19 protein-coding genes, 1 tRNA gene and 1 other annotated feature (1 of these 21 only partly in view) are annotated in these 23,729 nt (G+C 52.0%); of the genes, 7 read left to right on the forward strand and 13 right to left on the reverse strand.

Annotated features, from left to right (window positions below):
- Window positions 1-206 (reverse strand) — a binding site (T-box leader) (it extends 11 nt beyond the left edge of the window).
- 161 nt (window positions 207-367) lie between these two features.
- From V4U84_RS13480 to V4U84_RS13500, 5 genes are all read left to right on the forward strand, one after another.
- Window positions 368-444, forward strand: a tRNA-Pro gene (locus V4U84_RS13480).
- A 1,468-nt stretch (window positions 445-1,912) separates the two neighbouring features.
- Window positions 1,913-3,097: an acetyl-CoA C-acetyltransferase gene (locus tag V4U84_RS13485; RefSeq protein ID WP_334077294.1), complete on the forward strand. Its 1,185-nt coding sequence runs from the start codon at window positions 1,913-1,915 to the stop codon at window positions 3,095-3,097.
- Between the two features lie 25 nt (window positions 3,098-3,122).
- Entirely contained in the window at window positions 3,123-3,869 is a 747-nt protein-coding gene (locus V4U84_RS13490; protein ID WP_334077295.1) for an acetoacetate decarboxylase, read from the forward strand.
- 33 nt (window positions 3,870-3,902) lie between these two features.
- On the forward strand, window positions 3,903-4,562 hold the full coding sequence (locus V4U84_RS13495; RefSeq protein ID WP_334077296.1) for a CoA transferase subunit A: 660 nt from the start codon (window positions 3,903-3,905) through the stop codon (window positions 4,560-4,562).
- Between the two features lie 2 nt (window positions 4,563-4,564).
- Complete coding sequence (locus V4U84_RS13500) at window positions 4,565-5,221, forward strand: 3-oxoacid CoA-transferase subunit B (RefSeq protein ID WP_334072014.1); 657 nt, start codon at window positions 4,565-4,567, stop codon at window positions 5,219-5,221.
- Between the two features lie 145 nt (window positions 5,222-5,366).
- On the opposite strand, the gene V4U84_RS13505 is transcribed toward V4U84_RS13500, so the two are convergent.
- The 10 genes from V4U84_RS13505 to V4U84_RS13550 form a co-directional block, all read right to left on the reverse strand.
- Window positions 5,367-6,365: an RHS repeat domain-containing protein gene (locus tag V4U84_RS13505; RefSeq protein ID WP_334077297.1), complete on the reverse strand. Its 999-nt coding sequence runs from the start codon at window positions 6,363-6,365 to the stop codon at window positions 5,367-5,369.
- Between the two features lie 162 nt (window positions 6,366-6,527).
- Window positions 6,528-7,109 carry a hypothetical protein gene (locus tag V4U84_RS13510; protein ID WP_334077298.1) on the reverse strand — a complete coding sequence of 194 codons (582 nt, stop codon included), beginning with the start codon at window positions 7,107-7,109 and terminating at the stop codon, window positions 6,528-6,530.
- A gap of 73 nt (window positions 7,110-7,182) precedes the next feature.
- Window positions 7,183-7,344 carry a hypothetical protein gene (locus V4U84_RS13515; RefSeq protein WP_334077299.1) on the reverse strand — a complete coding sequence of 54 codons (162 nt, stop codon included), beginning with the start codon at window positions 7,342-7,344 and terminating at the stop codon, window positions 7,183-7,185.
- A gap of 194 nt (window positions 7,345-7,538) precedes the next feature.
- The gene (locus V4U84_RS13520; protein ID WP_334077300.1) at window positions 7,539-7,886 is read right to left on the reverse strand and encodes a hypothetical protein; all 348 of its coding nucleotides are present in this window, start codon (window positions 7,884-7,886) and stop codon (window positions 7,539-7,541) included.
- A gap of 2 nt (window positions 7,887-7,888) precedes the next feature.
- Window positions 7,889-13,633 carry a DUF6531 domain-containing protein gene (locus V4U84_RS13525; protein ID WP_334077301.1) on the reverse strand — a complete coding sequence of 1,915 codons (5,745 nt, stop codon included), beginning with the start codon at window positions 13,631-13,633 and terminating at the stop codon, window positions 7,889-7,891.
- A gap of 18 nt (window positions 13,634-13,651) precedes the next feature.
- Window positions 13,652-14,032 (reverse strand): DUF4280 domain-containing protein, encoded by a 381-nt coding sequence (locus tag V4U84_RS13530; protein WP_334077302.1) that lies wholly within the window; start codon window positions 14,030-14,032, stop codon window positions 13,652-13,654.
- 17 nt (window positions 14,033-14,049) lie between these two features.
- A complete protein-coding gene (locus V4U84_RS13535) occupies window positions 14,050-14,562 on the reverse strand; it encodes a hypothetical protein (protein ID WP_334077303.1) in 513 nt (170 codons plus the stop codon).
- Window positions 14,563-14,576: 14 nt separating this feature from the next.
- Window positions 14,577-15,692 carry a pentapeptide repeat-containing protein gene (locus V4U84_RS13540; protein ID WP_334077304.1) on the reverse strand — a complete coding sequence of 372 codons (1,116 nt, stop codon included), beginning with the start codon at window positions 15,690-15,692 and terminating at the stop codon, window positions 14,577-14,579.
- 20 nt (window positions 15,693-15,712) lie between these two features.
- Entirely contained in the window at window positions 15,713-17,218 is a 1,506-nt protein-coding gene (locus V4U84_RS13545; protein ID WP_334077305.1) for a phage baseplate assembly protein V, read from the reverse strand.
- Between the two features lie 3 nt (window positions 17,219-17,221).
- The gene (locus V4U84_RS13550) at window positions 17,222-17,893 is read right to left on the reverse strand and encodes a hypothetical protein (RefSeq protein WP_334077306.1); all 672 of its coding nucleotides are present in this window, start codon (window positions 17,891-17,893) and stop codon (window positions 17,222-17,224) included.
- Window positions 17,894-18,390: 497 nt separating this feature from the next.
- Between V4U84_RS13550 and V4U84_RS13555 the strand changes: the two genes are divergently transcribed.
- Window positions 18,391-18,759, forward strand: a complete 369-nt coding sequence (locus V4U84_RS13555; RefSeq protein ID WP_334076228.1) for a DUF423 domain-containing protein — start codon at window positions 18,391-18,393, stop codon at window positions 18,757-18,759.
- Between the two features lie 153 nt (window positions 18,760-18,912).
- Here V4U84_RS13555 and ung read toward each other — a convergent pair whose 3' ends face one another.
- Window positions 18,913-19,581 (reverse strand): uracil-DNA glycosylase, encoded by a 669-nt coding sequence (ung, locus tag V4U84_RS13560; protein WP_334077307.1) that lies wholly within the window; start codon window positions 19,579-19,581, stop codon window positions 18,913-18,915.
- A gap of 126 nt (window positions 19,582-19,707) precedes the next feature.
- Window positions 19,708-20,532, reverse strand: a complete 825-nt coding sequence (locus tag V4U84_RS13565; protein WP_334077308.1) for a helix-turn-helix transcriptional regulator — start codon at window positions 20,530-20,532, stop codon at window positions 19,708-19,710.
- Between the two features lie 131 nt (window positions 20,533-20,663).
- On the opposite strand from V4U84_RS13565, the gene V4U84_RS13570 reads away from it, so the two are divergent.
- Window positions 20,664-21,950, forward strand: a complete 1,287-nt coding sequence (locus V4U84_RS13570; protein ID WP_334076225.1) for a Gfo/Idh/MocA family protein — start codon at window positions 20,664-20,666, stop codon at window positions 21,948-21,950.
- 968 nt (window positions 21,951-22,918) lie between these two features.
- On the opposite strand, the gene V4U84_RS13575 is transcribed toward V4U84_RS13570, so the two are convergent.
- Window positions 22,919-23,728, reverse strand: a complete 810-nt coding sequence (locus V4U84_RS13575; RefSeq protein ID WP_334075310.1) for an ABC transporter permease — start codon at window positions 23,726-23,728, stop codon at window positions 22,919-22,921.
- Between the last annotated feature and the right edge of the window lies 1 nt (window position 23,729).

The following is a 23,729-nucleotide window of genomic DNA, read 5'->3' on the forward strand; positions in this document are numbered from 1 at the left end:
GAGGAAATTTCCCGTGGTACCACCCTAGTTAGCGTCGGACATGCTTTGTCGTTCGCTCCCTTTACACCCTTAACGCGGGTAAGACGATGATGTTTTGCATCATAACTCCGAGGCGAGTTCATCTCCATTCTCCAACCGGCTTGCACCAAACACCGGCTCTCTGGGTGGCAGAATCGAAAACTAATATTCCTCTTCAAAGTTTAATCAATTTGCAATTAAATCACCATCCATTATATAAAACCAAACAGCCGCCGTCAATGGGGCCGGACTGAATCGCAAGCCCACAAAAAACATGAAAAACCCCCTTTACAGTTCGAGGGAAAGGAGTATAATTTATTAATGTTTCCACCATTTATTTTTTCGTTGCCGAGACGTGGCTCAGCTTGGTAGAGCGCTTGCTTCGGGAGCAAGAGGTCGCAGGTTCAAATCCTGTCGTCTCGACCATTATAAAATCAACGGTTGCGGGGCTTTTGACCGCAACTTTTTTATGCTCAAAAACGCTGAATGTACCAACCGTGTACCAACGGATTTAAAAAAACGGAGAAGAGGAGCTTTCGTTAGTTCGAGCAAGCTCCTCTTCGCTTATCTTACTTGAAATCCTGAAAGCAACTCGCTTCGTTTACGAGCCGCTTCCTTCTTTATTTTTGGAGATCGTTATATTCCATCTCAATCCCTCTGCTCACGATATCTTAACATGTCATATTCAGCTTCTCAGCGGAAGCATCGAGCTTGCTCATCATTTCTTGATCGACACGTACTTCAATCTTTTCACTTTTGGGATTGTCAGATGGAGGACGCCCCATCTTTTTGAACGACATGGCTTCACCCCGCTATTCGCCCAACACCCGGTTCACCGCGTCAAGCATCGCCTGGATGGAATCCTGGTCCAACAAAATACTGACTCCCTTCGGAACCCGTTACGCCACTCATGATCGAAATCCGCAAACCTCTCATTTTCGGCAAGTTGGAAGAACTCGCATTTTTTCAAATCCTGCCAGAAACGAACCGAAGCCTGTCCGGCCAAATAAGTCACCTGAACCAAACCTCCGCCAAGTAAATACAAGCAGTTTTTTGGGGCTGCGCGGTGCTGATAAATTGACCTCCGTTAACTGAACGGGGTGCCTGATCTCTTCCCTGGACAACTCCAGCGATAGTATCTGATAGGTGTCCCCATCAACGATTAGCTTAATAAACGCGCATCTCTTCGTCTTCCGCCGGAAGGATAATCACGGTGTCCGTTCCCAACCAAAGGCTCGCGCCGTAAAAAAATTGACCCAATGCCGTCATAGTTTGCGAAAATCTGGTTAAGGTCCGCTTTTTCCATGCGGAAATCCGGGTGGTCGAAAACCAATCTCGCCTCCCCGACATATTCAATTAAACCGCTGCCCCTAGTCCAATCCATCACGGCTCCTCCAAATTGATATTTCGGTTATATCTATAAATTCTGTTTATTTTCAGATATTCCCCTCAAAGTTCAGGAAAGCTTAAAATCGTTCTCCACATGGCAATCAGCAATCATTTTCTCCCATTATATAACATTCGTTCCTTTATTTGCAGAAACATTCAGAAAAATTCAGAAAAATCCAGGAAATATAAGCAATAATGAGATATATTGTATTATTTGGCATTATATATATTATTTTTAAATTTTATGTTTATATTTAAACATTGAGCAAATTGGGCATTAGAACTAAGATTAAAACCGCTACAAAATTCCAATTAAAGGAAGAAGGGAAGACTGTCAAAAAATGATGGATAACGCAAGGTCGTCATGCTCAGTGTTTTTTTCGCTGTAATTTCCGATGCCATGGAACTCAAAGCAGGTGTGGTTCTTAAATCTGAGGAAAACACGAAATAAAATGCAGTCACGGATTTTTTTGTCTTAAACACAACGAAAGGATTGTGAGTGTTTATGAAAAAAGTTGCACTAGTAAGCCCATTGAGAACGGCGGTCGGCTCCTTTAACAAAACCCTTGCGCCTTTAAGCGCTCCCGAACTGGGGGCCAACGTGATGACAGCATGCCTTCAGCAAAGCAAACTAGAGCCGGCTAAGATTGATCAAGTCTTTCTGGGAAATGTCCTTCAGGCGGGCGTTGGCCAGAACCCCGCCAGACAGGCGGCGCTCAAAGCCGACATCCCCATCGATGTGCCCGCATCAACGATCAACACGGTTTGCGGTTCAGGACTTCATGCCATTGCATTAGCTTACGAATCCATATTGGCGGAGCAAAGCAGCATCGTCATGGCCGGAGGCATGGAGAGCATGTCCAACGCCCCTTATCTGCTAAGCGATGCCCGAAACGGCTACAGACTGGGCAACGGCGAACTGGTCGACTCCTTGGTGAACGACGGCCTTACGTGCCCGATCAACAAATACCATATGGGAATTACCGCAGAAAATGTTGCCGAAAAATATAAAATTTCTAGACTTGAACAGGATGGATTTTCCTACCAAAGCCAGATAAAGGCCGCGGAAGCCAGAAACAAAAAGGTTTTTGCGGAACAGATCGTTCCGGTCACGATCAAAACCAAAAAAGAAACGATCAGTTTCGCGGAAGACGAACACGTAAGAGGAGATACCACCAAGGAAAAACTCTCCAGTTTAAAGCCCGCGTTTAAGAAGGACGGAACGGTTACCGCGGGAAATGCTTCGGGAATCAATGATGGTGCGGCGGCCGTACTCGTCGTATCGGAAGACAAATGTAAAGGGCTTGCGTTAAAACCGCTGGCATATATCAAGGGTTACTCGTTGGTCGGCGTCGATCCCGCCTATATGGGAATGGGACCGGTGAAAGCCATTTCGTCGCTTCTTAAACGCCAGGGAATGTCCATCGATGACATCGATCTTTTTGAAATTAATGAAGCCTTCGCCGCGCAAGCAGTTGCGGTATTGAAGGAGCTTGGGATCCGTCCGGACAAGGTCAATGTTAATGGCGGCGCAATCGCAATCGGGCATCCTGTCGGGGCAAGCGGCGCTAGAATATTGGTTACGCTGGTTCACGAAATGATACGAAGATCTTCACGTTACGGCATAGCCTCGTTATGCATCGGAACGGGCATGGGAATCGCGATGCTGGTTGAGAATGCACTCATTTAACTAAAAAAGGGAGAGCGAGATCGTTATGAATCAAAAAGAGGTACTTTCACTGCAATCGATGCCTGCGGCCAGCGCCAGTTACGGACGACCGCCATGCCGTTTCATTAACCGGGAATTTTTTATCATTACTTATGAATCCGATCCCGCCGCGATTAGACAGGCGGTCCCAGAACCGCTTGAGCCGGACGGAAGCAACACCGTTTCGTATGAGTGGATCAAGATGCCCGATTCGTCCGGTTTGGGAAGCTATGAGGAAAGCGGGATTGTTATTCCGTGTACTTTTCAAGGAAAGCCGTGCAATTTTGTCGCGCAAATGTATTTGGACAACGCACCCGCTATTCTCGGGGGACGGGAAATCTGGGGATTTCCGAAAAAATGGGCGAAACCTCGCTTGAGAGTCGAAGAAACCGAGACGCTGACGGGCACACTGCACTATAATAACGTCCTGGTGGCCGTGGGAACGATGCCTTTCAAATATCACATTCTCGATGAAGCGGAAACGGCTAAATCGATCGCCAAAACCCAGGTTAATTTAAAATTGATCCCCGATGTTGACGGCACTCCGAAAATCGCTCAGTTAGTGGCGTATAATCTGGAAAACATCACGGTAAAAGGCGCCTGGTCAGGGCCCTCCAGATTATTCCTGGTCCCCCATGTCAATGCCCCTGTGGCCGACTTGCCAGTGAAAGCTTATGTTGGCGGAAAACATTTTATCGCCGATTTAACGCTGCCCTATGCGAGAGTCATCCACGATTATCTCCAAGAAAGTTAGTTTCCCTAAAAATCAAATAAGGGTGGGAGAAACATGATGAACAAAATCATCTCTGCGGAAGAAGCGGTTAAGAAGGTGAAAGACGGGGATACGGTGATGGTCGGCGGTTTTCTCGCCGGAGGTTATCCGGAAGAGCTGGTGCGCGCGCTGGTCGACACTAATTCCGCCGGCAATCTAACCGTAATTTCCAACGACACGGGCACATCGGAACTATCGATCTATGAGCTTGTGAAAAGCGGCCGAGTAAAGCGGATTTTTGCTTCCTACATCGGCGCCAATCCGGAAACAGGAAGACTCCTGATGACGAAAGAAGCGGATGTGCAGCTCTTCCCGCAAGGCACGCTCGCGGAAAAAATCCGCGCGGGAGGAGCGGGCTTGGGCGGTGTTTTAACCCCTGTAGGCGTAGGCACCGTTGTCGAGGCAGGTAAACAGAAGCTGGAGATAGACGGACGGGAATATTTGCTGGAGCTACCGCTCAAAGCGGACGTGGCGTTAATTCGCGCCCATAAGGGGGATGAAGCGGGGAACCTGGTCATCAACGGCTCTTCACGCAACTTCAATATCATTATGGCAACGGCGGCCGAGTATGTCATTGCACAGACGGACGAATACGTAAAGGCAGGGGACATTGATCCCAATCATGTCAACGTCCCCGGAATCTTTGTCGATGCGATCGTAAAGGTGGGAGATTAAGCATGAATAACCGAGAATTAATCGTTAGAAGAATAGCCCGGGAATTTAAAGACGGCGATATCGTCAACCTTGGAATCGGCCTGCCTACCATGGCGGTGGACTATATCCCCGAAAACGTGCATATTACGCTGCAGGCTGAGAATGGAATTGTCGGCGTAGGTCCCAAAGCGGCTCAGGGAAAGGAAAGACTCGATTGTATCGATGCTGGCGGAAACTACGTAACTACCGTAAAAGGAGCTTGTTTTATCGACAGTACGCTATCTTTTTCCATTATTCGCGGAGGGCATGTAGACATCACCGTTCTGGGCGCCCTGGAGGTCGATGAGCAAGGCAACCTGGCAAGCTGGATGATTCCCGGGAAAAAAGTGCCGGGTATGGGCGGGGCCATGGATTTGGTGGTTGGAGCCAAGCGGGTGATCGTAGCCATGGAGCATCTGACCAAAGACGGAGCGCCGAAAATCCTGAAAACCTGCAAGCTCCCCCTAACCGCCGTAAATGTTGTAAAGACCATCGTTACCGAAATGGCCGTCATCGATGTGATTCCAGGCAAAGGGCTGCTACTGAAGGAAATCGCTTCGGGTTTGTCGGTGGAAGACGTTCAGAAGGCAACCGAGGCTAAGCTGATGGTTTCACCGGATTTGAAGGCTATTGCAGTGTAAATCATAGAAGTGGAACAAGCCCTCAAGGAAATCAGCTTCCCGAAGGGGCTTGTTCTTTTTCGTATTAGTTTGTCGTCACCTTTACCTTGTAAGGATCCGTAATGCCTATCCGTTCATTTGAAGGAAATAGAGGGAATTTATATCACTATGTTCTCCCTACAGATTGATACGAAAGGAAACCCGTGAGGCGCACTGTAGATGGTTTACGAGGTAGCTTTTTCAGCGCTTCCACCAACTTCACGTCTACCCGGTCCTCCCGCGTGACGAAATAACGGACGGAGCGGTTTATACTACACCCACTCTTACTCAGCCCAAATACGTCCACTTCCGTATTCGGATCGCCCACATACCCATACAACGTCGGGTTATTCCCCGCCAGCCCGATCGGGTCCTGCTGCGTATAAATCCCTTCATGCGGCGAGTAATAGCGGAAGCGGTTGTAGTATAGCCCCGTTTCCACGTCCTCGTATTGACCCGGGTATCGGAACGGGCAATCGGATCTCTTGCCACGGAGATAAATTCCGCGGATATCCCCGTAAATGTCCAATTCGGCGGCCCATACGCGTTCCCCGTGTGCATCATACATCTCTACCGGGGTGCCCAGGTGGTCGGTGATGATACTGTATGTCCCGTTGACCGTGATTTTGGCGGCCGGCCGGAAGGTTCCGTCTTCAAACACCCAGGTCGTCAGGCTCGCGGGGGCGGGTTCTTGCGCAACAGCGGGTTGAGCTAGCAGGTACTTAAATTTTTCTGCCGCTCCTTGAGGTGCAGCTAAAGCAGCAGATTCAGGGTTTCCTTCCTGCTCTCCTGGTTTACTCTCCGCTGCCCACTCATGCAAAATCTGGTTCCCGTCCCATATATAGCGGTATACTACGCCGTTGAAGCGCTTCTCAATCCGGCGGCCCATGCTGTCGTAGGTGAACACCACTTCCTGTCCGTCCGGGCGCACCACTTTGCTCATCATGCCGTTGTCGTAATACTCGTAACGCCAGCGAGTTTTGTCCGGGTCCACCTTTTCGATCAGTTGGCCTTCCTCGTCATAGCTGTACTTCGTTCCTTTGAACTCTAGCAAGCGCCCGCCCGCGCCATATTTCCGGTCCGTGCGCAGGCCGCAACTGTACAGGTTCCCGACATCGTCCGTCATCCGGAACAGGCTGCCGAACTCGTTGCTCGATCCGATCCAAGTTAGGGTGAAGTCCCTTTTTTATGCCCAGAATTTCTTGTCGTACAAAGAATCAAATTTATGAAAAATGCTCATAAAAAAATAGCTGTCGAGACTCCTCGACAGCCTTAACCCTATAATAACCTAACGCTCCGGATCTACTCTAAAATTGTATTGGTCAATACTTTTTGAAAAATCGAAATTTGGTAATGCTTCTCTTTCTTGTAGCTCAAGTAAGTAACCACATTCCGCTGAATATCCCTTATTCGGTTCGCAAAAACCAACAATACGAACTCCATAGCATCCATTCTTTAGCTTTATAGCATCGCTTGAGCTTGACCTATTCTCTTGAAAAAAGTCATAATCCATGTAAAAACTGGGATCCCAATAAATAATAGATTCTATATCTGACACGACCAACTTTCCGCTTGTAACTGTAAGAGGAAATAACCTTTCTGTTTCGAATATCTTCCATCCCTCCGGGATAATCTGTTTGTTACTATTGCTATTATTGATATAAATAGTATAGTCAATATCCGGTATTGGATAAATCGGGATTATAACTCCTTGATATATAGCTTCCTCGCCTACAAGCTCGTGCTCATAAAAATAGGTAACTAAATCTGAGCTTACTATCCCGTTATCCTTAACAAATCTATCTAAGTTAGCAGGGTCAAATATAACAATTCCTTGCATATGAAGTGTTAATTGAAGTTTACTTGTCATGGGCACTTACCTCCTAGCATTTTCACTTGCTTCTTATTCCATTTTAAGGATTTATCGAGAGCTCCCTTTATAGTTATATTTTTTGCCAGAATTTCACCAGTATCGCGTATCTTAAGATAGCCTCTTTGCGGTTGCCGAGTTCATCGTACGTGCTGGCGACCCAATAATAGTCCCACCATTTCTTGACCAGGCTGCCGAACTCCAGCCGAACGCCGTTCCACAAGACTGCAAACATATTTTCTTATAAATACCAATCCACCGAATATTGTACAAGTAATTTCGCTTAAAACACAAAAACACATGTAAAGAAAAGAGCTATACATTTTCTTTACATGTGTTGTGTTTTAACTAGCTAAATCAAGATTGAAAAATACAAAATTATTTGAGCAACACTTTTTGTTAAATTTAAAAAATATACTTTGACCCTAGTTATTCAGGATAATCATCATATACCCCATTTGAAGTAAAATATTTAATTGTAAATTTTATTATGTTATCTTCCAAATCTATTTCTGGATCAAAAATTTTTAAATTATTTTGTCGCAATTTTAGTTTATAGGATTGAATCTCAGTTACAATATCATCTAATAAACTAATTGAAAAATCATCGACACATCCCCAATATTCTCTTGTAAGTTCGATTAATTCTTCAGGAAGATTATTTTTTAAGATGTCTCCCTGAAAATGATATTCCATATCGAATTCTTGAATTTCAATATAGGCTAGATCTTTATTTAATTTCTCAGAAAAAATGTAATCATATTTATAAGCGAGCATTTTTAACCTCCTTTACAAGAGAATTTCCCTGAGAGATTTTGTAAATTACTCTCTGTAAAACCTACAAAACCTTGTGGGTGTGTTAATCGAGCATGATTTTCACCCAGTCTTCCTTTTTTAGATGGATCATGTATAACATCAAATCCAGATTCTCTAATTTTTTCAACAGATGACCCTTTAATTGAAGTTAGTTCTACTTGTCGTTCAGGAAACGCACTATTCCAAATTTCCTGTGCATGTTCTGCATTATTCGCCCTTATTAATGAAATTCCATTCGGATTCAATCTTCCTTTCGATGCTGCTTCAATTTCACGTTGATTTGGTAAGAAAGCTTGTATTCCTTTCTCTTGAGAAATTCTAAAAACCCTTGTACCATCTGGTAACGGTGAGCCAGGTATTAATTCTAGTAGTCCAAACGTATCGATAGAACTATTCGGATCACCCACATACCCATACAACGTCGGGTTATTCCCCGCCAGCCCGATCGGGTCCTGCTGCGTATACATTCCTTCATGCGACGAGTAGTAGCGGAAGCGGTTGTAGTACAGCCCCGTTTCCACGTCCTCGTATTGACCCGGGTATCGGAACGGGCAATCGGATCTCTTGCCCCGCAGATAAATCCCGCGGATATCCCCGTAAATATCCAATTCGGCGGCCCAGACGCGTTCCCCTTGCTCATCATACATCTCTACCGGGGTGCCCAGGTGGTCGGTGATGATACTGTATGTCCCGTTGGCCGTGATTTTGGCGGCCGGGCGGAAGGTTCCGTCTTCAAACACCCAGGTCGTCAGGCTCGCGGGGTCGGGTTCTTGCGCAACAGTGGGTTGAGCTAGCAGGTACTTAAATTTTTCTGCCGCTCCTTGAGGTGCAGCTAAAGCAGCAGATTCAGGGTTTCCTTCCTGCTCTCCTGGTTTACTCTCCGCTGCCCACTCATGCAAAATCTGGTTCCCGTCCCATATATAGCAGTATACTACGCCTTTGAAGCGCTTCTCAATCCGGCGGCCCAAGCTGTCGTACGTGAACACCACTTCCTGGCCGTCCGGCCGCACGACTTTGCTCATCATGCCGTTGGCGTAATACTCGTAACGCCAGCGAGTTTTGTCCGGGTCCACCTTTTCGATCAGTTGACCCTCCTCGTCATAGCTGTACTTCGTTCCTTCGAACTCCAGCAAGCGCCCGCCCGCGCCATATTTCCGGTCCGTGCGCAGGCCGCAGCTGTATAGGTTCCCGACATCGTCGACCATGCGGAAGATTTTATTAAACTCATTGCTGGCCCCAATCAGGGTGCCGAAATCGTCATAGTTATAGCTGATTTGTTTGCCGGTCAGTTCGTTCGTCAGTGATTTCAGCCTGTAGTTGATATCCCAGGCATACCTTCTCTTCCGGCTTTCCCGGCCGCCGATGTTTACGCTATGCCGCTCCGGTCTGCCGGCGATGTCGTATTGCCATCGGCTCACTACGCCGCCGGGGAGCAACCTTTCGATCTCTTGCCCCAGCTTGTTGTAAGACATCTGCGCCGTCCATGGCATGGCCGTTCCCGCCGAGGCCGTTCCGGGATCAGCCTGCTCTTGTCCCTGCCCTTTTTGCTCGGCCTGCAACTGGCTGATCTGGCCCAGCACATCCCGGTCCATCCTGATTTGTGCACCCAGGCTGCTGTTTATTTCCTTTCGGTTACCGAGTTCATCATACGTGCTGGCGATCCAATAACGGTCCCGCCATTCCTTGATCAGGCGACCGGTCGCATCATACTCCAGCTTGATCGCAGCAAACGGATTGGAGGTCTCCAACAAAACTCCGATCCGGTTGTACCTGAACGTTTCGCTCAAACCGTCGCTATAGTCTGTCTGAGTCACACGGCCCATCTCATCATAACTGAAAGCCGACCACCGGCCGCCGGGACGCTCCACTCTCTCCAGCATCCCACCCGGGCTGCGCACATATTGTCTGACAATGCCGTCAAACCCGGTTTCCCGCACAATTTCGCCGTTCGCGTCACGTTCAAGCACATAGCGCTCCCCGTGCTCATTCACGACCGCAGTCAGCTCTTCCTCGTTGTTGTAGACCAGCTCAACCCGCTTGCCTTTGGCTTCGCGCCAGGTCAACTGGCCGAGCGGAGTATACCCGAAAGTGACGCGCAGCTTGGCATCCTCCGCGGCGATCACTTCCTCATACGCATTGTACCGCAACTTGACCACATTGCCGTCCGGCAGCTCCGCGCGAACCACGCGGCCCAGCGCGTCATATTCCAGGCTTTGCTTTGCGCCGAGAGGGTTCGTCTCCTGAACCATCTCGCCCCGGTTATTATAGCGCCACTCGGCACTCGATCCGTCCGCAAGCGTCATCCGGGTTAAATTGCAGTGGTCGTCATAAGCCAGGAGCGTCGCCGCCCCCGACGGGTTACGCACCTCGCGAATCCGGTGGTGTTCATCATACGCGAACGTCGCAACCGTCCCTTCGGGGCCGATGATTCTGTATAATCTCCCCCGTTCGTCATACACCCACGACTGACTACCGCCTTCCGGGTCGGTCACCTGCAGCAACTGCCCCTGCTCGCTGTACTTATACTGCCAACTGCCGCCGTCCGGCTGGATCGTCCGCACCAATTGCCCGAGCTCGTCGTACACATACTCCGTCTTCCGGCCGTCCGGGTCCGTTTCGCTGAGCAGGTCGGCCGTATCGCTGTACGTATATTCGGTGCGGCCGCCCAGCGGGTTGACGATCGCCGTACAATAATAGTCCGGGGTATATTCATACCTTGTCGTATGCCCCTGGCTGTTCGTCACCTCATTGTACCCGTCAAAATAGGCGATTCGCCCTTCCAACAACCCATCTTCGCCCCACGTATGCACACAGCGCGCGCCGGTGGTAGGGCCGTCATAACGCCAGTAAAAACGGTATCCGTTGCGGTCCTTCTTCCCAATCAGCAGATGCTGGTCATAGGTTTGATACGTGGTCTGTCCCAGCGCGTCCGTAATGGCGACCAGATCGCCCGCTTCGTTATACCGGTACTGCACCAGCACCTCGCGCTGCTCACTCAGCCGGCTGTCCGGGTTTGTGCGGTACACATGAGTGACCTTCGTGATCCTCCCCGCAGCATCCGTATCGACCTCCAGCACACGTCCCACACTGTCTATGACCTGCTGCAAAAAGCCCCGCTCATCATAATGCAGCTCAATCCGCTGACCAAGTTCGTTTTCCACCCGCACCAACTGGTACGGGACGGAGGTATCCTCCTCCGCATCGTCAACCGCCACCGGATGCCGTGTTGCCCCCGCCGACAGCGTCTCCGCCTTTGTCCTTGTCTCCTCTCCCGATGCCGAGCCTGCAGAGAACGATGCGGTAGCCTCCGAGCCGAAACTAACCCCGGGCACGGGCGCAAAATAATACGTCAACCGCCGCTCATGCTCATACAGCGCGTAGTTGTGCCCCAGGCGGCGCAGTGTCAGCCGCTCGGCGCGGTTAAACGTCTCCACGCGGCCACGGTGCAGCAGTTCGAACGCCGCCGCCCGGCCATCGCCGAGCAGCACCCCGATGCCCTCCTTCAGCACGGCGAGGCGCATATCGAGGGCATGATGCACACCGTGACCGAGCCAGCCGCGGTACCCGCTGTCGCTGATCCACCGGCGCTCCCAGACCAAGGGCAGGGGGCCGGGGAACTCGAAGTCCGTGGCCTGGCTTATCATCCGTCCGGTAATTAAATCCACAGGCTCAAAGCCCCATTTACAGAACTTCTCACTTAACCCTTCTGTACATGTGAAATTTTTCAGCACCTTGTGATTCAAAGCGGTCAGCGCTTTGTGTAAACCGGATTTTTCCAAGGCCGCCTGCACCAGCTTGCCCGTTCGCTCCGCCAGCTCGTCCTGCATTTTCGCCAGTTTTTCCGCGACCTGCTTCTGAATGACATCGGTCTGGCCCACGACCTTTTTCGCGGCCGTAAGCACCTTGTCCATTTGGCTTTTGCCCAGCTTCAGGACCTTCTCCCCGCCAAACTTCACTACCGCCTTGCCGATCTTGCTCGCGGCCTTCCCCGCCAGACGGGCGGCGCCAAAGGCGTCCCCGACCCCGGGGATCATGCATACGAGCGACAGACCCGCGCCTACAACATCCCCGCGAGCCAGGCTGATCCCCGCGTTGAGCACATCGAACACCGCGCCGACGCCGGGCAGCATGCCCAGTACGTCCAGACCGGTCTGGATCTTGTCCCAGAACCCTTCTTTTTCCTTATCGATCTTCGCCTGCTCGGCTTCCGGATTGGTCAGCTTCTCAAACGGCTGCCGATCCCGGCCTTCGGCCACAATGACCTGACCGGCGATTTCCACATTGTCGTTTATGATCATGCTGCCGCCCTTGCCGACGACGATGATTTCCTCTTCCGCGATCGCCTGAAACTGCTTGAACCCGCTAAAATCGATTTTCTCCGGTGCCATCCAGACGATATCCTGTTCACTGTGCAGCTCGATCCCCGTGCCCTCATGAATCGACAAGTACAGCGAGCCCTCTTTGGCCGTAAAAGAAATGTCCTGCAGTCCCAGTACAAAATCCTTGCCATAGCTGGTAGTAAACGATTTTACCGTGGAATCGGCCATTTTCTGACCGGCTTTGGCGGACGCTTCTCCGCCGGCGGACAAAGGCGTGCGCACCGAATTGATCAGCATCGCGTCGTCCTCGTCTTTGCCCGGGAAATACAGCTTGACCCGCGACCCCACCTGCGGCATCGTATGCAGCAAATGGCTGAACGGCGAAGAATAAGGGAACCAGACGGCTTCCGCTTCACTCTGCTCCGGATCGATATCCAGATGTACTTTGGCCATATTGGGAGCAACACCGATAACCTTGCCTTCTAACGCCAGCCCGACCAAATACGGATTGTACCGCTGGTTTTGCCGGATCCCTTCGGGCAGCGCACACAAATAATCAAACTCGAGAATGCCTTTACGGAGTTCCGCCTCCAGCCCCATGACCGTAAACCACACGCCGCCAAGCTCCACCTGATCACCCAACTGAAGCAGTTGCTCCAGCCTGACCACACAACGGGTAAAAGAGTTCTCCCGCAGTCTCTCGTTCGGCGCCGCGATCGCGGTCAGGAAGGCATCCACCTCCCGTCCGAGCCGATAGGCCGTCCCTTCCGGCAGCTTCAACCGGCCGGATCGGGCGGGAGCTCCGATCCAGATCCGCGCCTCATCCCCGGAGACGTCCGGCGTCAACACCGCCCCCGCGTGGGAAGCGACCCGCTGCAGAAACTCCCAATCCGTCTCTTCGTACTGAAGCAGCAGCTTCCCGATTGGCCGCGACGTATCGAACGCATTTTCCTGAAGGCGGTGGCTGTAAGGAGATAACACTTCGTCGATCACTTCGCGGTAACGCATATTTAGCTGCTGAAACGAACGGCTTTTCCGTTCGATGTCCAGTTGATAGGTTGGCGAAATCACGACCAGTTCGATGTGCTGATTGTTTTGCACCTCATGCAGCTCAAGCTGATGAAGCTGTCCCAGAAACAGCGGATAGTCCGGGAGACCGCCCCGGCCGTGTCCCCATAATCCGACGCGGTCGCCACTGCTTGCCCGCTCGACGATTTCTTCGCCGTTATGCTCCGGCAGTAATCCCCGCAGCATTAACCGCGCGTGATTGCCCGGATGGCGGATGATCTTGATCCCCTCCAGGCGAAGCCGGCCGTACGGCCATGTTAGATATAGATCCCCAAGCGTAAGGCTCACGGGCTCACTTCTTTGTACTTTTTGCTCCAGCATGCCGCTCCTCCTTTCCCTTTATTTCTGGCCGTCGTCTTCCACATAAATGATGCCGTTCTCATGGTGTGCGCAAGTGACATAAGAGCAACTTAGCAGCGCAGGCTTGTCCTCAACCATTAAATCCGGCTTGCCGTTCACCCACTCCATATGCACATCGGGCTCGCACGGCTTGTCCCTCGCTTCGCATACCCCGAAGGTGGAAATATTGTCCTCGATCTTGCTGTCCCCCACATTCATCAGCGGTTGACCTTTTATGTACATGCCGTGACTCGTCGGCAGATTCAGCATGTTCGGATGACTGCCGCACGCACAGCGCAGCATCGCCCCGCGCACCACGTAGCTGAACTCCTCGGTGGCCGACTCCTGCACAACGGTGCGTGTTCCTTTTGCAGATGCCATCATTTAGTCCCCCTCACTTAAAATTTCGATCCACCGTCCACTTCCACGGGGGTGAAGTGCAGCCCCGAATAAGCCCGGCGCAGCAGACTTTCGGCCACGTCCAGATGGACGATGACCTGCCCTTCCGCGCACAAGATCCGCTCGCTCCCCAGCCGTCTTCCGTCCAACACGCATGCGGTCACATGACCGAACCGGTCGCGTCGGCTTCGATCCAATAACACTTCCCGCTCCCTCGGTTCCAAAAACCAGTAAAGCTCCTGCCGCTTGGCCTCTTTGGCCGTCAAAATAACGGAGGTCCAGTTCAGACCGGCTTCATACAATTCCAACAGTTGCTTCATCCGGTTTGACACCATACGGCGCGGCTTCTCGACATAATCGAGGAAACGAACCTCCGCATCTTCCCGCACATACAAACTGTTGCTCGTCTGTCCGCCGCGCTCGCCGCCCGTACCGCTTAAACCATCCCGCCGGCCGCCGATCACGAGCAGCGGTTTGCTCCGTTTATCCTGCTCCAGCAAAAAATAGTGCACCGCCATCCCCCTTTCTATTCACCCGCCGGTACGGGAACGCCGCTGTCGTCCTCTTCCATCCAGACGACGCTGCGTTTCTGTTCTTCGCTAAGCCGCCAATGGACGGCATCCCGCTTCAGGATCGCGGCTCCGGCCATATGCGCTCCCCGGAAATCGGCCCCGGCCAGATCGGCGTACAGCAGGTTGGCGCCTTCGAGATTAGCGCCGTTAAAGCGAACGCCGCCAAGCCCCAGCACCATCCCCTCGTGGATAAACCGTTCGCCGCCCACAGCTTCCGTCAGCCGGGCGCCGCGCAGATCGCTGCCGCTAAAATCGGCATCGTACAGCAGGCTCTGACTCAGGTCGGCGCCGGTCAGGATGCCGCGGCTAAAATCGGTGCCGATGCAGACGCTCCGATTTAGACGAGCCCCGCTAAAATCGCTCCGCTCACAATGGCTGTAGCGCAAATCGAGGTGCTCATAATTCCCTCCGCTCAAGTTCAGGCCCCGAAAATCGCTGTTCATGTAACCATTCGGCCATTTTTGCTCCAGCCACCGTTTCAGGGCCGCCGCATCCTTGTCCGCCACGTCTTCCATCCAGATTGGTTCGCTGAAATCCTTGTATTCCCCGGTACGGAATCGGAGCACACCGGCCCGCTCCACCTGCCGGAACTCCGGCAGGGCGATCAGCTGCGGCACGAGCCGGCGCACCCATTCTCTGACATACTGATGCAAAACCGTGATCTCCCGCAGCAAGATCGCTTCCTGCTCCATCTCGGGCACCGTGCCGGACAGCTTTGTGCCGAGTTCCCGCTTAAAAGAATGCAGCAGCGGATAAAGCCACGACAGCTCAATCATCTCCACGCATTCGTTCCGGTCGACATACCAGCGATCATCGTAAGCTTCCAGGCTGTACACCAGCCTTCCCTGCAGCAACCAGGAACGTAAATAAGAAAAATGAACAAATGCGATTCCGGCCTTCGTCCCGTCTTCCTGCTGCTTGCGGATGCGTAAGAAGAGCCTGCGGAACGCCGCGATCAGCTCGCCGTTATGCGCCTCCATCCTCCCGGCCCGCCAAAACTTGTCGGCTTCTTGCAGCAGCGCATCCCGCAGCCGGGTAACCTCTCGTTCTACCGAATCCGTCAAGGTCAACCCCATCCCTCCTCCTAATCCTAGTTGTTCCGCACCTGGTTTCCTTTGAGTGCGACATCGTTCTCGATCACAAGCGAACTGTCCTTACAGCTCATTTCCACCTTTTCGCTTGCCGCCAATGTGATATTCTTCGATTGCAGAATCACATTTTCCGTCGCGGTTACCTTGATATCCTTGCTGCTGGTCAGCGTGATGCCGTTCTCGTCCTCCAGCAAAATCGATACGCCGTTCCCCGAAATCATAATGTAGTCCGGCGCCAGTACGATCATTTTGCCGTTCTTTGTTTTGAGCGTTTTGATTTCCGGGTCCTGCATCGGATCGCCGCCGGAACCAGCCGAACCGCCGGAGCCGCCACCACTCGCACCTGCACTTGCGCCCGAGCCCGCTGCCGCGCCGGCCTCTCCCCCGGCTGTCCCGCTTCCCGGGGTGCCGCCCGCTTTCGCCACCGAGCTGGTGGCAAAGGCGTCCTTCTCCTCATGCGTCGGAAAGTATATCCGCACCTGGTCCCCCTGCTCCGGCATGAAGTACCAGCCCGCATTGTCCGCGGACGCATAAATCGTCGAGTACGGCAGCCAGCAGGCGCCTCCTTCATCCTGTGACGCGTCCATGTTCAGATGCACCTTGACCGTGTCCTTGCTGACGGCCAGCACCTTCCCCTGGACCGAAGCTCCGACGATGGTGCTGTTGTACTGTTTGGGAACGACCAGGCCGCCTTCTCTGGCGAGCGTATATCTGCGCTTGAATTCCCCTTGCTCCAGCATCATCACGACCTCGCTGACAAGCAGCTTGCTTCCGGCAAATTCCACCTCATGCCCGAGATCCAGCACTTGGGGCGATTCCACCTCGTAAAATACGAAATCATGCTGCGAGACCCCGGGAATACGGGTGCGCAGCGCCTGCTGATACAAATCCATCCGCTTTTTGACGCGGTAATTGTGCACGGTCAGCTTGCCTTTGCTGCCGAGCCGGGGCAACCCGATATAGCATAATATCCGCTCATCCATAGCGGCCGGGACCACCCCTGTGTAAAAATGCGAGGCCAGCCGCTTAAGCAGTTGCCAATCGCTTTCCCGATACTGCAAAATCATGCTTTCCAGCGAGGAGCCGTTAGAGGCATAATCGATGAAATCGGCCTGAGGATAAGCGTCGACCACCTGATTCATCACGGACCGGTAAGCGAGGCCGATCTGCTGGAAAGAACGGTCCACCGGCTTGACGTCCAGCTTGTAGGTGGACGATACCGCCCGGGCGGAAATGGAGTACACCCCGTTCACCATTTGAACTTCCACATCCAGGATCATGCCGTGGAACAACGTCACCCGCTTGCCTTCCCCGTCGACTTCTTTTACCACGATCTCCGTCTGCGCGTCGGCCATCTGCACATAACTGTCCTTGCAGCTTTCCGGAACGATCCCTTTAAAAGTCAGCCTTACATGTTCATTCATCCGCTTCTCGATCTTCAGTTCCTGAAGCTGCTTGAGCTCAAACGGTTCGATCACAATGTATGAATTCTGCGTTCCTTCCATCCTTTAGCCCTCCCCTTCGCCTTCCTGTCCGCTCACCTGCAAGGAAGCCATGATGCCGTGAGCGATCGGACGCCATAACTTCATCTCTTTCTCCATGCAATTCACCCCGAAGAAGATCCCTTTTTGTTCCCAGGCCATAAAAAAAGTCAAGTTATAGATATTGCCATCCATCGCCGGAGACACCAGCTCATAATAACCGGCCAATTTCTTGGGTGGCGGCAATTCTTCCGCCGTATTGGCCACGCCCAGTTCCAGCACCCCGTCCGACAGCCAGGAAGCATTGGGCTGCATGCGTTTCAGCATCTTGAGCAGTTCCTGCTGATACACCTCCAGCTCATCGTCAAACAGCCGATTGTCCGTGGGGTTGACCGTAACGTTCACCGTCAGGGAATCATTGGTGTAGATCAGCTTGGGCCTCCGGTCGGACGGGTATTTGATCCGGGCATAGGCCTCCGGCATTTCGGTAAAAGACGCCGGCAAGCGCAAGCTCACCCGTTCCGGAATCACCTCCAATTCTGCAAATTCCAGCGTTTCCTCTTCAAGTTCCAGCTCTCCGGCCCGGACCGCTTGGGTCACTTCCGGAATGGAAAGCCGATGCTCTCTAAGCTGTTCCCGCTCCTGCCGATCCTCCTCCCGAATCAATTTGAGGAACTGTTCATCCATAAATGGGGTCATGCAAGCACCTCTTCCGCCTATGTACTCTTTTTCGGCCAAGCCGACTTCGCCTAGCCTCTTGCCTAATTCCGCCAGCTACAAAAAAACAGCGACGTTCCCGGGGTGCACAAGCCTAGGAAGCAATCGCTGTAGATGCCGTGCCAAAGTCAACGACTAAGCACTTATTTATGTATATCGGAATAATATTCCAATTGCTTTACACATTTCTCCGTAATTTGGGCCATTTTCCCAATACGAAATAAAATTAAAAAATTCCCTATATAAGTTGAACTTAAGATTTACCAATAGGCTAGAGTGTGAAATGATTCTGGAGAAGCGAAGCGTTCGCCTTTGTGACTGGATTTCAACCATTTAAAATTAATTAAAGAAATCCGGGAGCAACAGCGATCGGAAGAACATTTCACACGGCGGCCACACATGTAAATCAATAGTTCAATTTATATAACAATTGCCCTTATATCTCGCGGTAGAGTAACATAGTAGCGAGGTGATCGATCATGCACACATTGCTCGCACTCGGCGGAATCATGATGTTTCTTGCCGTGGCGCTTGGCGCTTTCGGCGCGCATGCCTTGAAGCACAAGCTGACAGGGGATAAGCAAAAAACTTATCAGACCGGTGTCCAATATCATTTGGCCCATAGTTTGGGGCTGCTGCTGTTGGGGATCCTTGCGGGGGAAATCGCCGACCCTTCCCTGATCATTTGGGCCGGATGGCTCCTTTTGGCCGGTATCGTATTATTCTCCGGGAGCCTATATGCCCTGAGCATTTCGGGCATCCGTAAACTCGGCGCGATCACCCCCTTGGGCGGCCTCTGTTTCCTGGCGGGCTGGCTGATCGTCGTGATCGCCGCTGTAAACGGGTAGGAGGGGAGCTACAGCCCTATGGCATAATTAACGGGAGGAAATCCCGTTAATTCCATTCCCGATGATCGGCTCTCTGCCGCCCCAGTCGAACTTGGCGCAACGCAAATAGACCGACTGCCTGCAAAGACAGCGGTCTATTTACCATTTTCTATTTTACATGGTTGGCAAAGTCCAATCGATCGGTCCCAGGCCATTCTCCTTGAGAAATTCATTGGTCTGCGAGAACGGCCGGCTGCCCAAAAAACCGCGGTGCGCGGAAAGCGGACTCGGATGCGGGGAGCGGATGACTTTATGGCGGCGGCGGTCGATAAAGGCACCTTTCTGCTGGGCATAGCTCCCCCAAAGGATAAACACGAGCGGTTCATTGCGCTCATTCAGCTTCATCATGATCGCGTCCGTGAACCGCTCCCAGCCAAGTCCTTTGTGCGAATTGGGCTGGCCCTCACGCACCGTGAGCACGGCGTTCAGCATCAACACGCCCTGCTCTGCCCAATGCAGCAGATATCCGTGATTCGGAGCCGGGATCCCGAGGTCGGATTCCAGTTCCTTATAGATATTTTGCAGCGAAGGCGGAATGCGCACCCCGGGCATGACCGAGAAGCTGAGTCCGTGCGCTTGCCCCGGTCCATGGTAAGGGTCCTGCCCAAGGATGACCACCCTCGTCCGCTCATAAGGCGTCAGCTTCAGCGCCGAGAAAAGCAGCTCTTTGGGCGGATAGACGGTATGCAGCTTGTACTCCCTGGCCAACGCGTATCTTAACTCCTGAAAATAAGATTTCTGTGTCTCTTCCTGCAAAACTTCATCCCAATCATTTCCAAACATATCGTTTCCAACCTCCACTCCAACCTCTCTAGTATTCCATTCTAGCGAAGCCTGCGGAATCTAGCAAACAAAAACCGACTTGAGAGCCTGCCAGGCCCAAGGCAAAGCCTATAGGCGGCAGCCGGCTCAGTCCCTTTTCTGCTTACGGTACTGCAGGGGGGAGCGGCCGGTAATTTTTTTGAATACCCTCCCAAAATGGGCGATACTGTCAAAGCCCGCTTCCTCTGCGATTCTGGTAATCTTCCAATCCGTCCGGGCCAATAGAGTCTGCGCCTCGCGAACCCGTATGTAAGTTAAGTATTCGACCACGGTAAACCCGGTAACCTGCTTGAAAATCCGGCACAAATAAGTGGTCCCGATAAAAAAGCGCTCCGCAATGTCCTCAAGCTTCAATGGCTCGGCATAGTGCCCATTCAAATACTCCACGATCCGGTAAACCCGCTGCTGCCGCTCCGTATTTTCCGGCTTAACGGGCTCCGTCCTTGCCTCCCGAATCCGGCCGAGCAGAATCAGCAGCTGGGCCAGCAACGTCTGGAGGTACGGACCTTGCCATAGTCGGCCTTCCTTTTCTTCCCGCAGCATCAGAAACAACAAGTCCGCGATCCTCCCCTGTTCCTGGACGCTCGGCCGCAGCAAATAACTTTCGCCCCGGAACAGAGGGAGACTCCCCAGTCCCATCTCCAGAAAGGGCCGAACAGAGGCATCGTCGAAATTGACCAGAATCCGTTCATGCGGGTTTTCGCCCTTCCCGGTGGTCCGATGAAGCTGATTTTTATGAATGAATACAATGTCGCCCGCCTGAAGGGCATATACCCGGTCATGGATGTAGTAAAACCTTTCCCCGGCCAACAAATAATAGATTTCATAGGTATCGTGCATATGGTTGGAGTCCATATTAAACGGCCCGGTACGTTTCATTTTTTCAACACTCAGAATCGGCGCATGAGCCATATACGTCATCCTCCGCATTCAAATCGGATAATATATGCATACTTTTTCACCGAATAAGCAGGAAATGTTTAGAAATTTGCATTTTATATACTATAAGATAGATCCAAGTTCATGTAAATGGAGGGATCGTCTTGGTTAAAAAGAGATACGCGATCGTGGGCGTTGGCGGAAGGGCGGAATTTTTTTACAGCGCGCTGGCCACGACTTATAAGGAAACCACGGAACTGGTCGCCATCTGCGATGTCAACCAAACGCGAATGAATTATGCGAACGAACTGTTGAGAGACAAGTACGGTTATCCCCCTGTTCCCGCCTATAAAGCGGAATACTTCGAGAAAATGATCCGGGAGCGGACACCGGACGTGGTTCTTGTATGTACGATTGACCGGACCCACCATAAATACATCACCCACGCGATGGAGCTTGGCTGCGATGTGATTACGGAGAAACCCATGACCATCGATGCGGAAAAGTGCCGGGATATTTTCGAGGCGATCGGGCGAACGGGCCGGCAATTACGGGTGACGTTCAATTACAGGTATGCGCCGCATAATACGAAGATCCGGGAGTTGATCCTGGACGGGGCGATTGGAGAGGTGCTGTCCGTCAACTTTGAATGGCTGCTGAATACCGAGCATGGAGCCGACTATTTCCGCAGATGGCACCGCGATAAACGCAATAGCGGAGGCTTGCTCGTCCATAAATCGACCCACCATTTCGACTTGATGAACTTTTGGCTCGCTTCGCAGCCCGATACGGTTTTTGCGATGGGAGATTTGCGGTTCTATGGAAAGGAGAACGCCGAGAAACGGGGAGTCACGCAATTCTATCAACGCGCCTACGGAAGCCCGGCGGCCGAGAGCGATCCCTTCGCCCTTCACCTGGACCGGAATGAGCATTTAAAGCGGATGTACCTTGAGGCCGAACATGAGGACGGGTACCAGCGGGACCAAAGTGTCTTTGGCGACAACATCAGCATTGAAGATACGATGAGCGTGATGGTGAAATACAAAAATAAAACCGTCATGAACTACTCGCTCAACGCCTACATGCCTTGGGAGGGGTTTATCGTTGTGTTTAACGGAACCCGCGGACGCCTGGAGGTGCGCGTTACGGAACAGTCCTACGTCAACTCCGGCGGAAAGAAGGAGAACGAAGGCGCGCTTGGAGGCATCCGGATGACAGTCTATCCTCATTTCGGAGAGCCTTATCGGGTAAGCATCGAGCAGGGCGCGGGCGGCCACGGCGGAGGTGACCCCCTCCTGCTTCGGGACCTGTTCGGCCATGCCGAGCCCGACCGGTTCAATCGGTCCGCTTCCCATATCGATGGGGCGCTGTCCATTATGACCGGTATCGCCGCCAATCGGTCCATGCAAACGGGACATCCGGTGAAAATCGACGAGCTTTGGAAAGGCTGAAACTGGCGTATTTACAACTCGGAAAGAGCACCAGAAAATGCCATAGCAGATGCAATTATGGTATAATGAATAGGCAATAGAAAAGGCGAATAGACCGCCCTCATCCAAAGGTTGCGGTCTATTTCTGACTGTCAAGCCGTAAAGCCGCCGCCCTTAAAAGCGGCTATTGCATCCGGAACCGTGTTAGCTGCACGGTTCCCTTTGCATTGTTCGTATCTTCTACCCAAACTATACCACGATTGGATCAAAATCAAAACCACCCGTGTGAACGGGTGGTTTGCTCTAAGGCTATAAGCCTTTATTACCGGCTCGCGTCTAAAGGCGCTAGCTTTCACTACGTTCAAGCTACTATACCGCTGCCGCTTTTGACTACCCCATGAAGGGGTGCGATTATTACTAGCACCCCGTCAAACAACCTTGATAACATAAAATCCCTGCATATCTGCATGCTTTTTTCCTGTTTGGACTCAAAATTTCTAAATACCTGCAAATCTGCAGGAATTTTCGACGAAACCGGCTCGTTTCTCTAAAATCGCTGGAAATGCCTGCAGATTTGCATCTTTTTTCGCATTCCCTCGGGAATCGGCTTAAATACCTGCAGATTTTCATCTTTTTGGAGTTGGAAGCTTGGAAGCACACTAGGCGCCTCTTTGGATGTGACATATCACTTCCATTAGCCATTAAGCCACCCTTTTCCTTTCGTTATACATCGTAGCTTGAACACTCCTATGATAACGACCCCATCAGGTGGTTTTTGGCTATAAGCATCACTACACCACCCGCATAGCAGGTGGTTTTTTGTTTCGCACGCTTCGCCAGCTCAACTGGCTAGAGCCCCAAATAAAAAGCGGCCGCCATCCTTAGTTAAACTTCTCGACGGACAAATCCGCGATCGGCTGCCCAAGACAAAAATCCCGATGGCCGATTTCCCAACTTACAGAAATTGAACCTAGAAACCAAACCCAGCCTCAATTTCCGGCGCTCTCATACCGCCGCAGGCCGATGCGCAAGATCAGCAAAGCCAGGCCGACGAAATAAGCGGCCACGAGCGGACTCAGCCACCCCCACCAGCTCCAGGGCTCTCTGCCGAACAGCGCGGCGGCCGGAAAGAAGCTGACGAACGCAAACGGAACGACGATGGAAATGAACAACTGCAGCCCCATGGAAAAAATCGTAATCGGGTATTTGGCGAATTCGCCCAAATTATGAATCATGACCGGGAAGGCGTTGCCGCTGCTCCGTATCCAAAAAGCCGAGCAATTCGCGGCCAGGTTGATCGCGACCCGGATCGTCATTGCCGAGGCGAACAGCAGAAGCGCCATAAAGATGGTCTGAAGATTCCACACGATATCGATATGGGACAGCGACATCGCGATGATCGCCCCGCCGATCACGATATTTCCGAGCCCGTTCATCCCGATCCCCGTGCAGAAAATCTGCAGAACGATCGGCACCGGCCGAACCAGGTAACGGTCCAGCTCCCCCAAGTTAACCAGACGAAGCATCCGCCAGGTGCCTTCAAAAAACAGTGAGCCGAAGCCCTCCGAAACATAAATCGCCGCGTACATAAAAGCGATCTCCCAAAGCCCCCAGCCCTGAATGTCGGGAATCCGGGAAAAAACCACCCACAAAAACAGGAAGCCGGTGATTTGAGTCAAGGCGGCGGCTCCGATCATAATGTAGAAATCGGCGGAATACTCCATCATCGCCTTCAACTGCTGGCTATAAAGACGCCAGTATAAATAAAGAATCCGCCGCGGTGAATTTTTGATCGACATT

Source organism: Paenibacillus sanfengchensis (genome assembly GCF_036864765.1).
In the GTDB taxonomy this organism is placed as follows: Bacteria; Bacillota; Bacilli; order Paenibacillales; family Paenibacillaceae; genus Fontibacillus; species Fontibacillus sanfengchensis.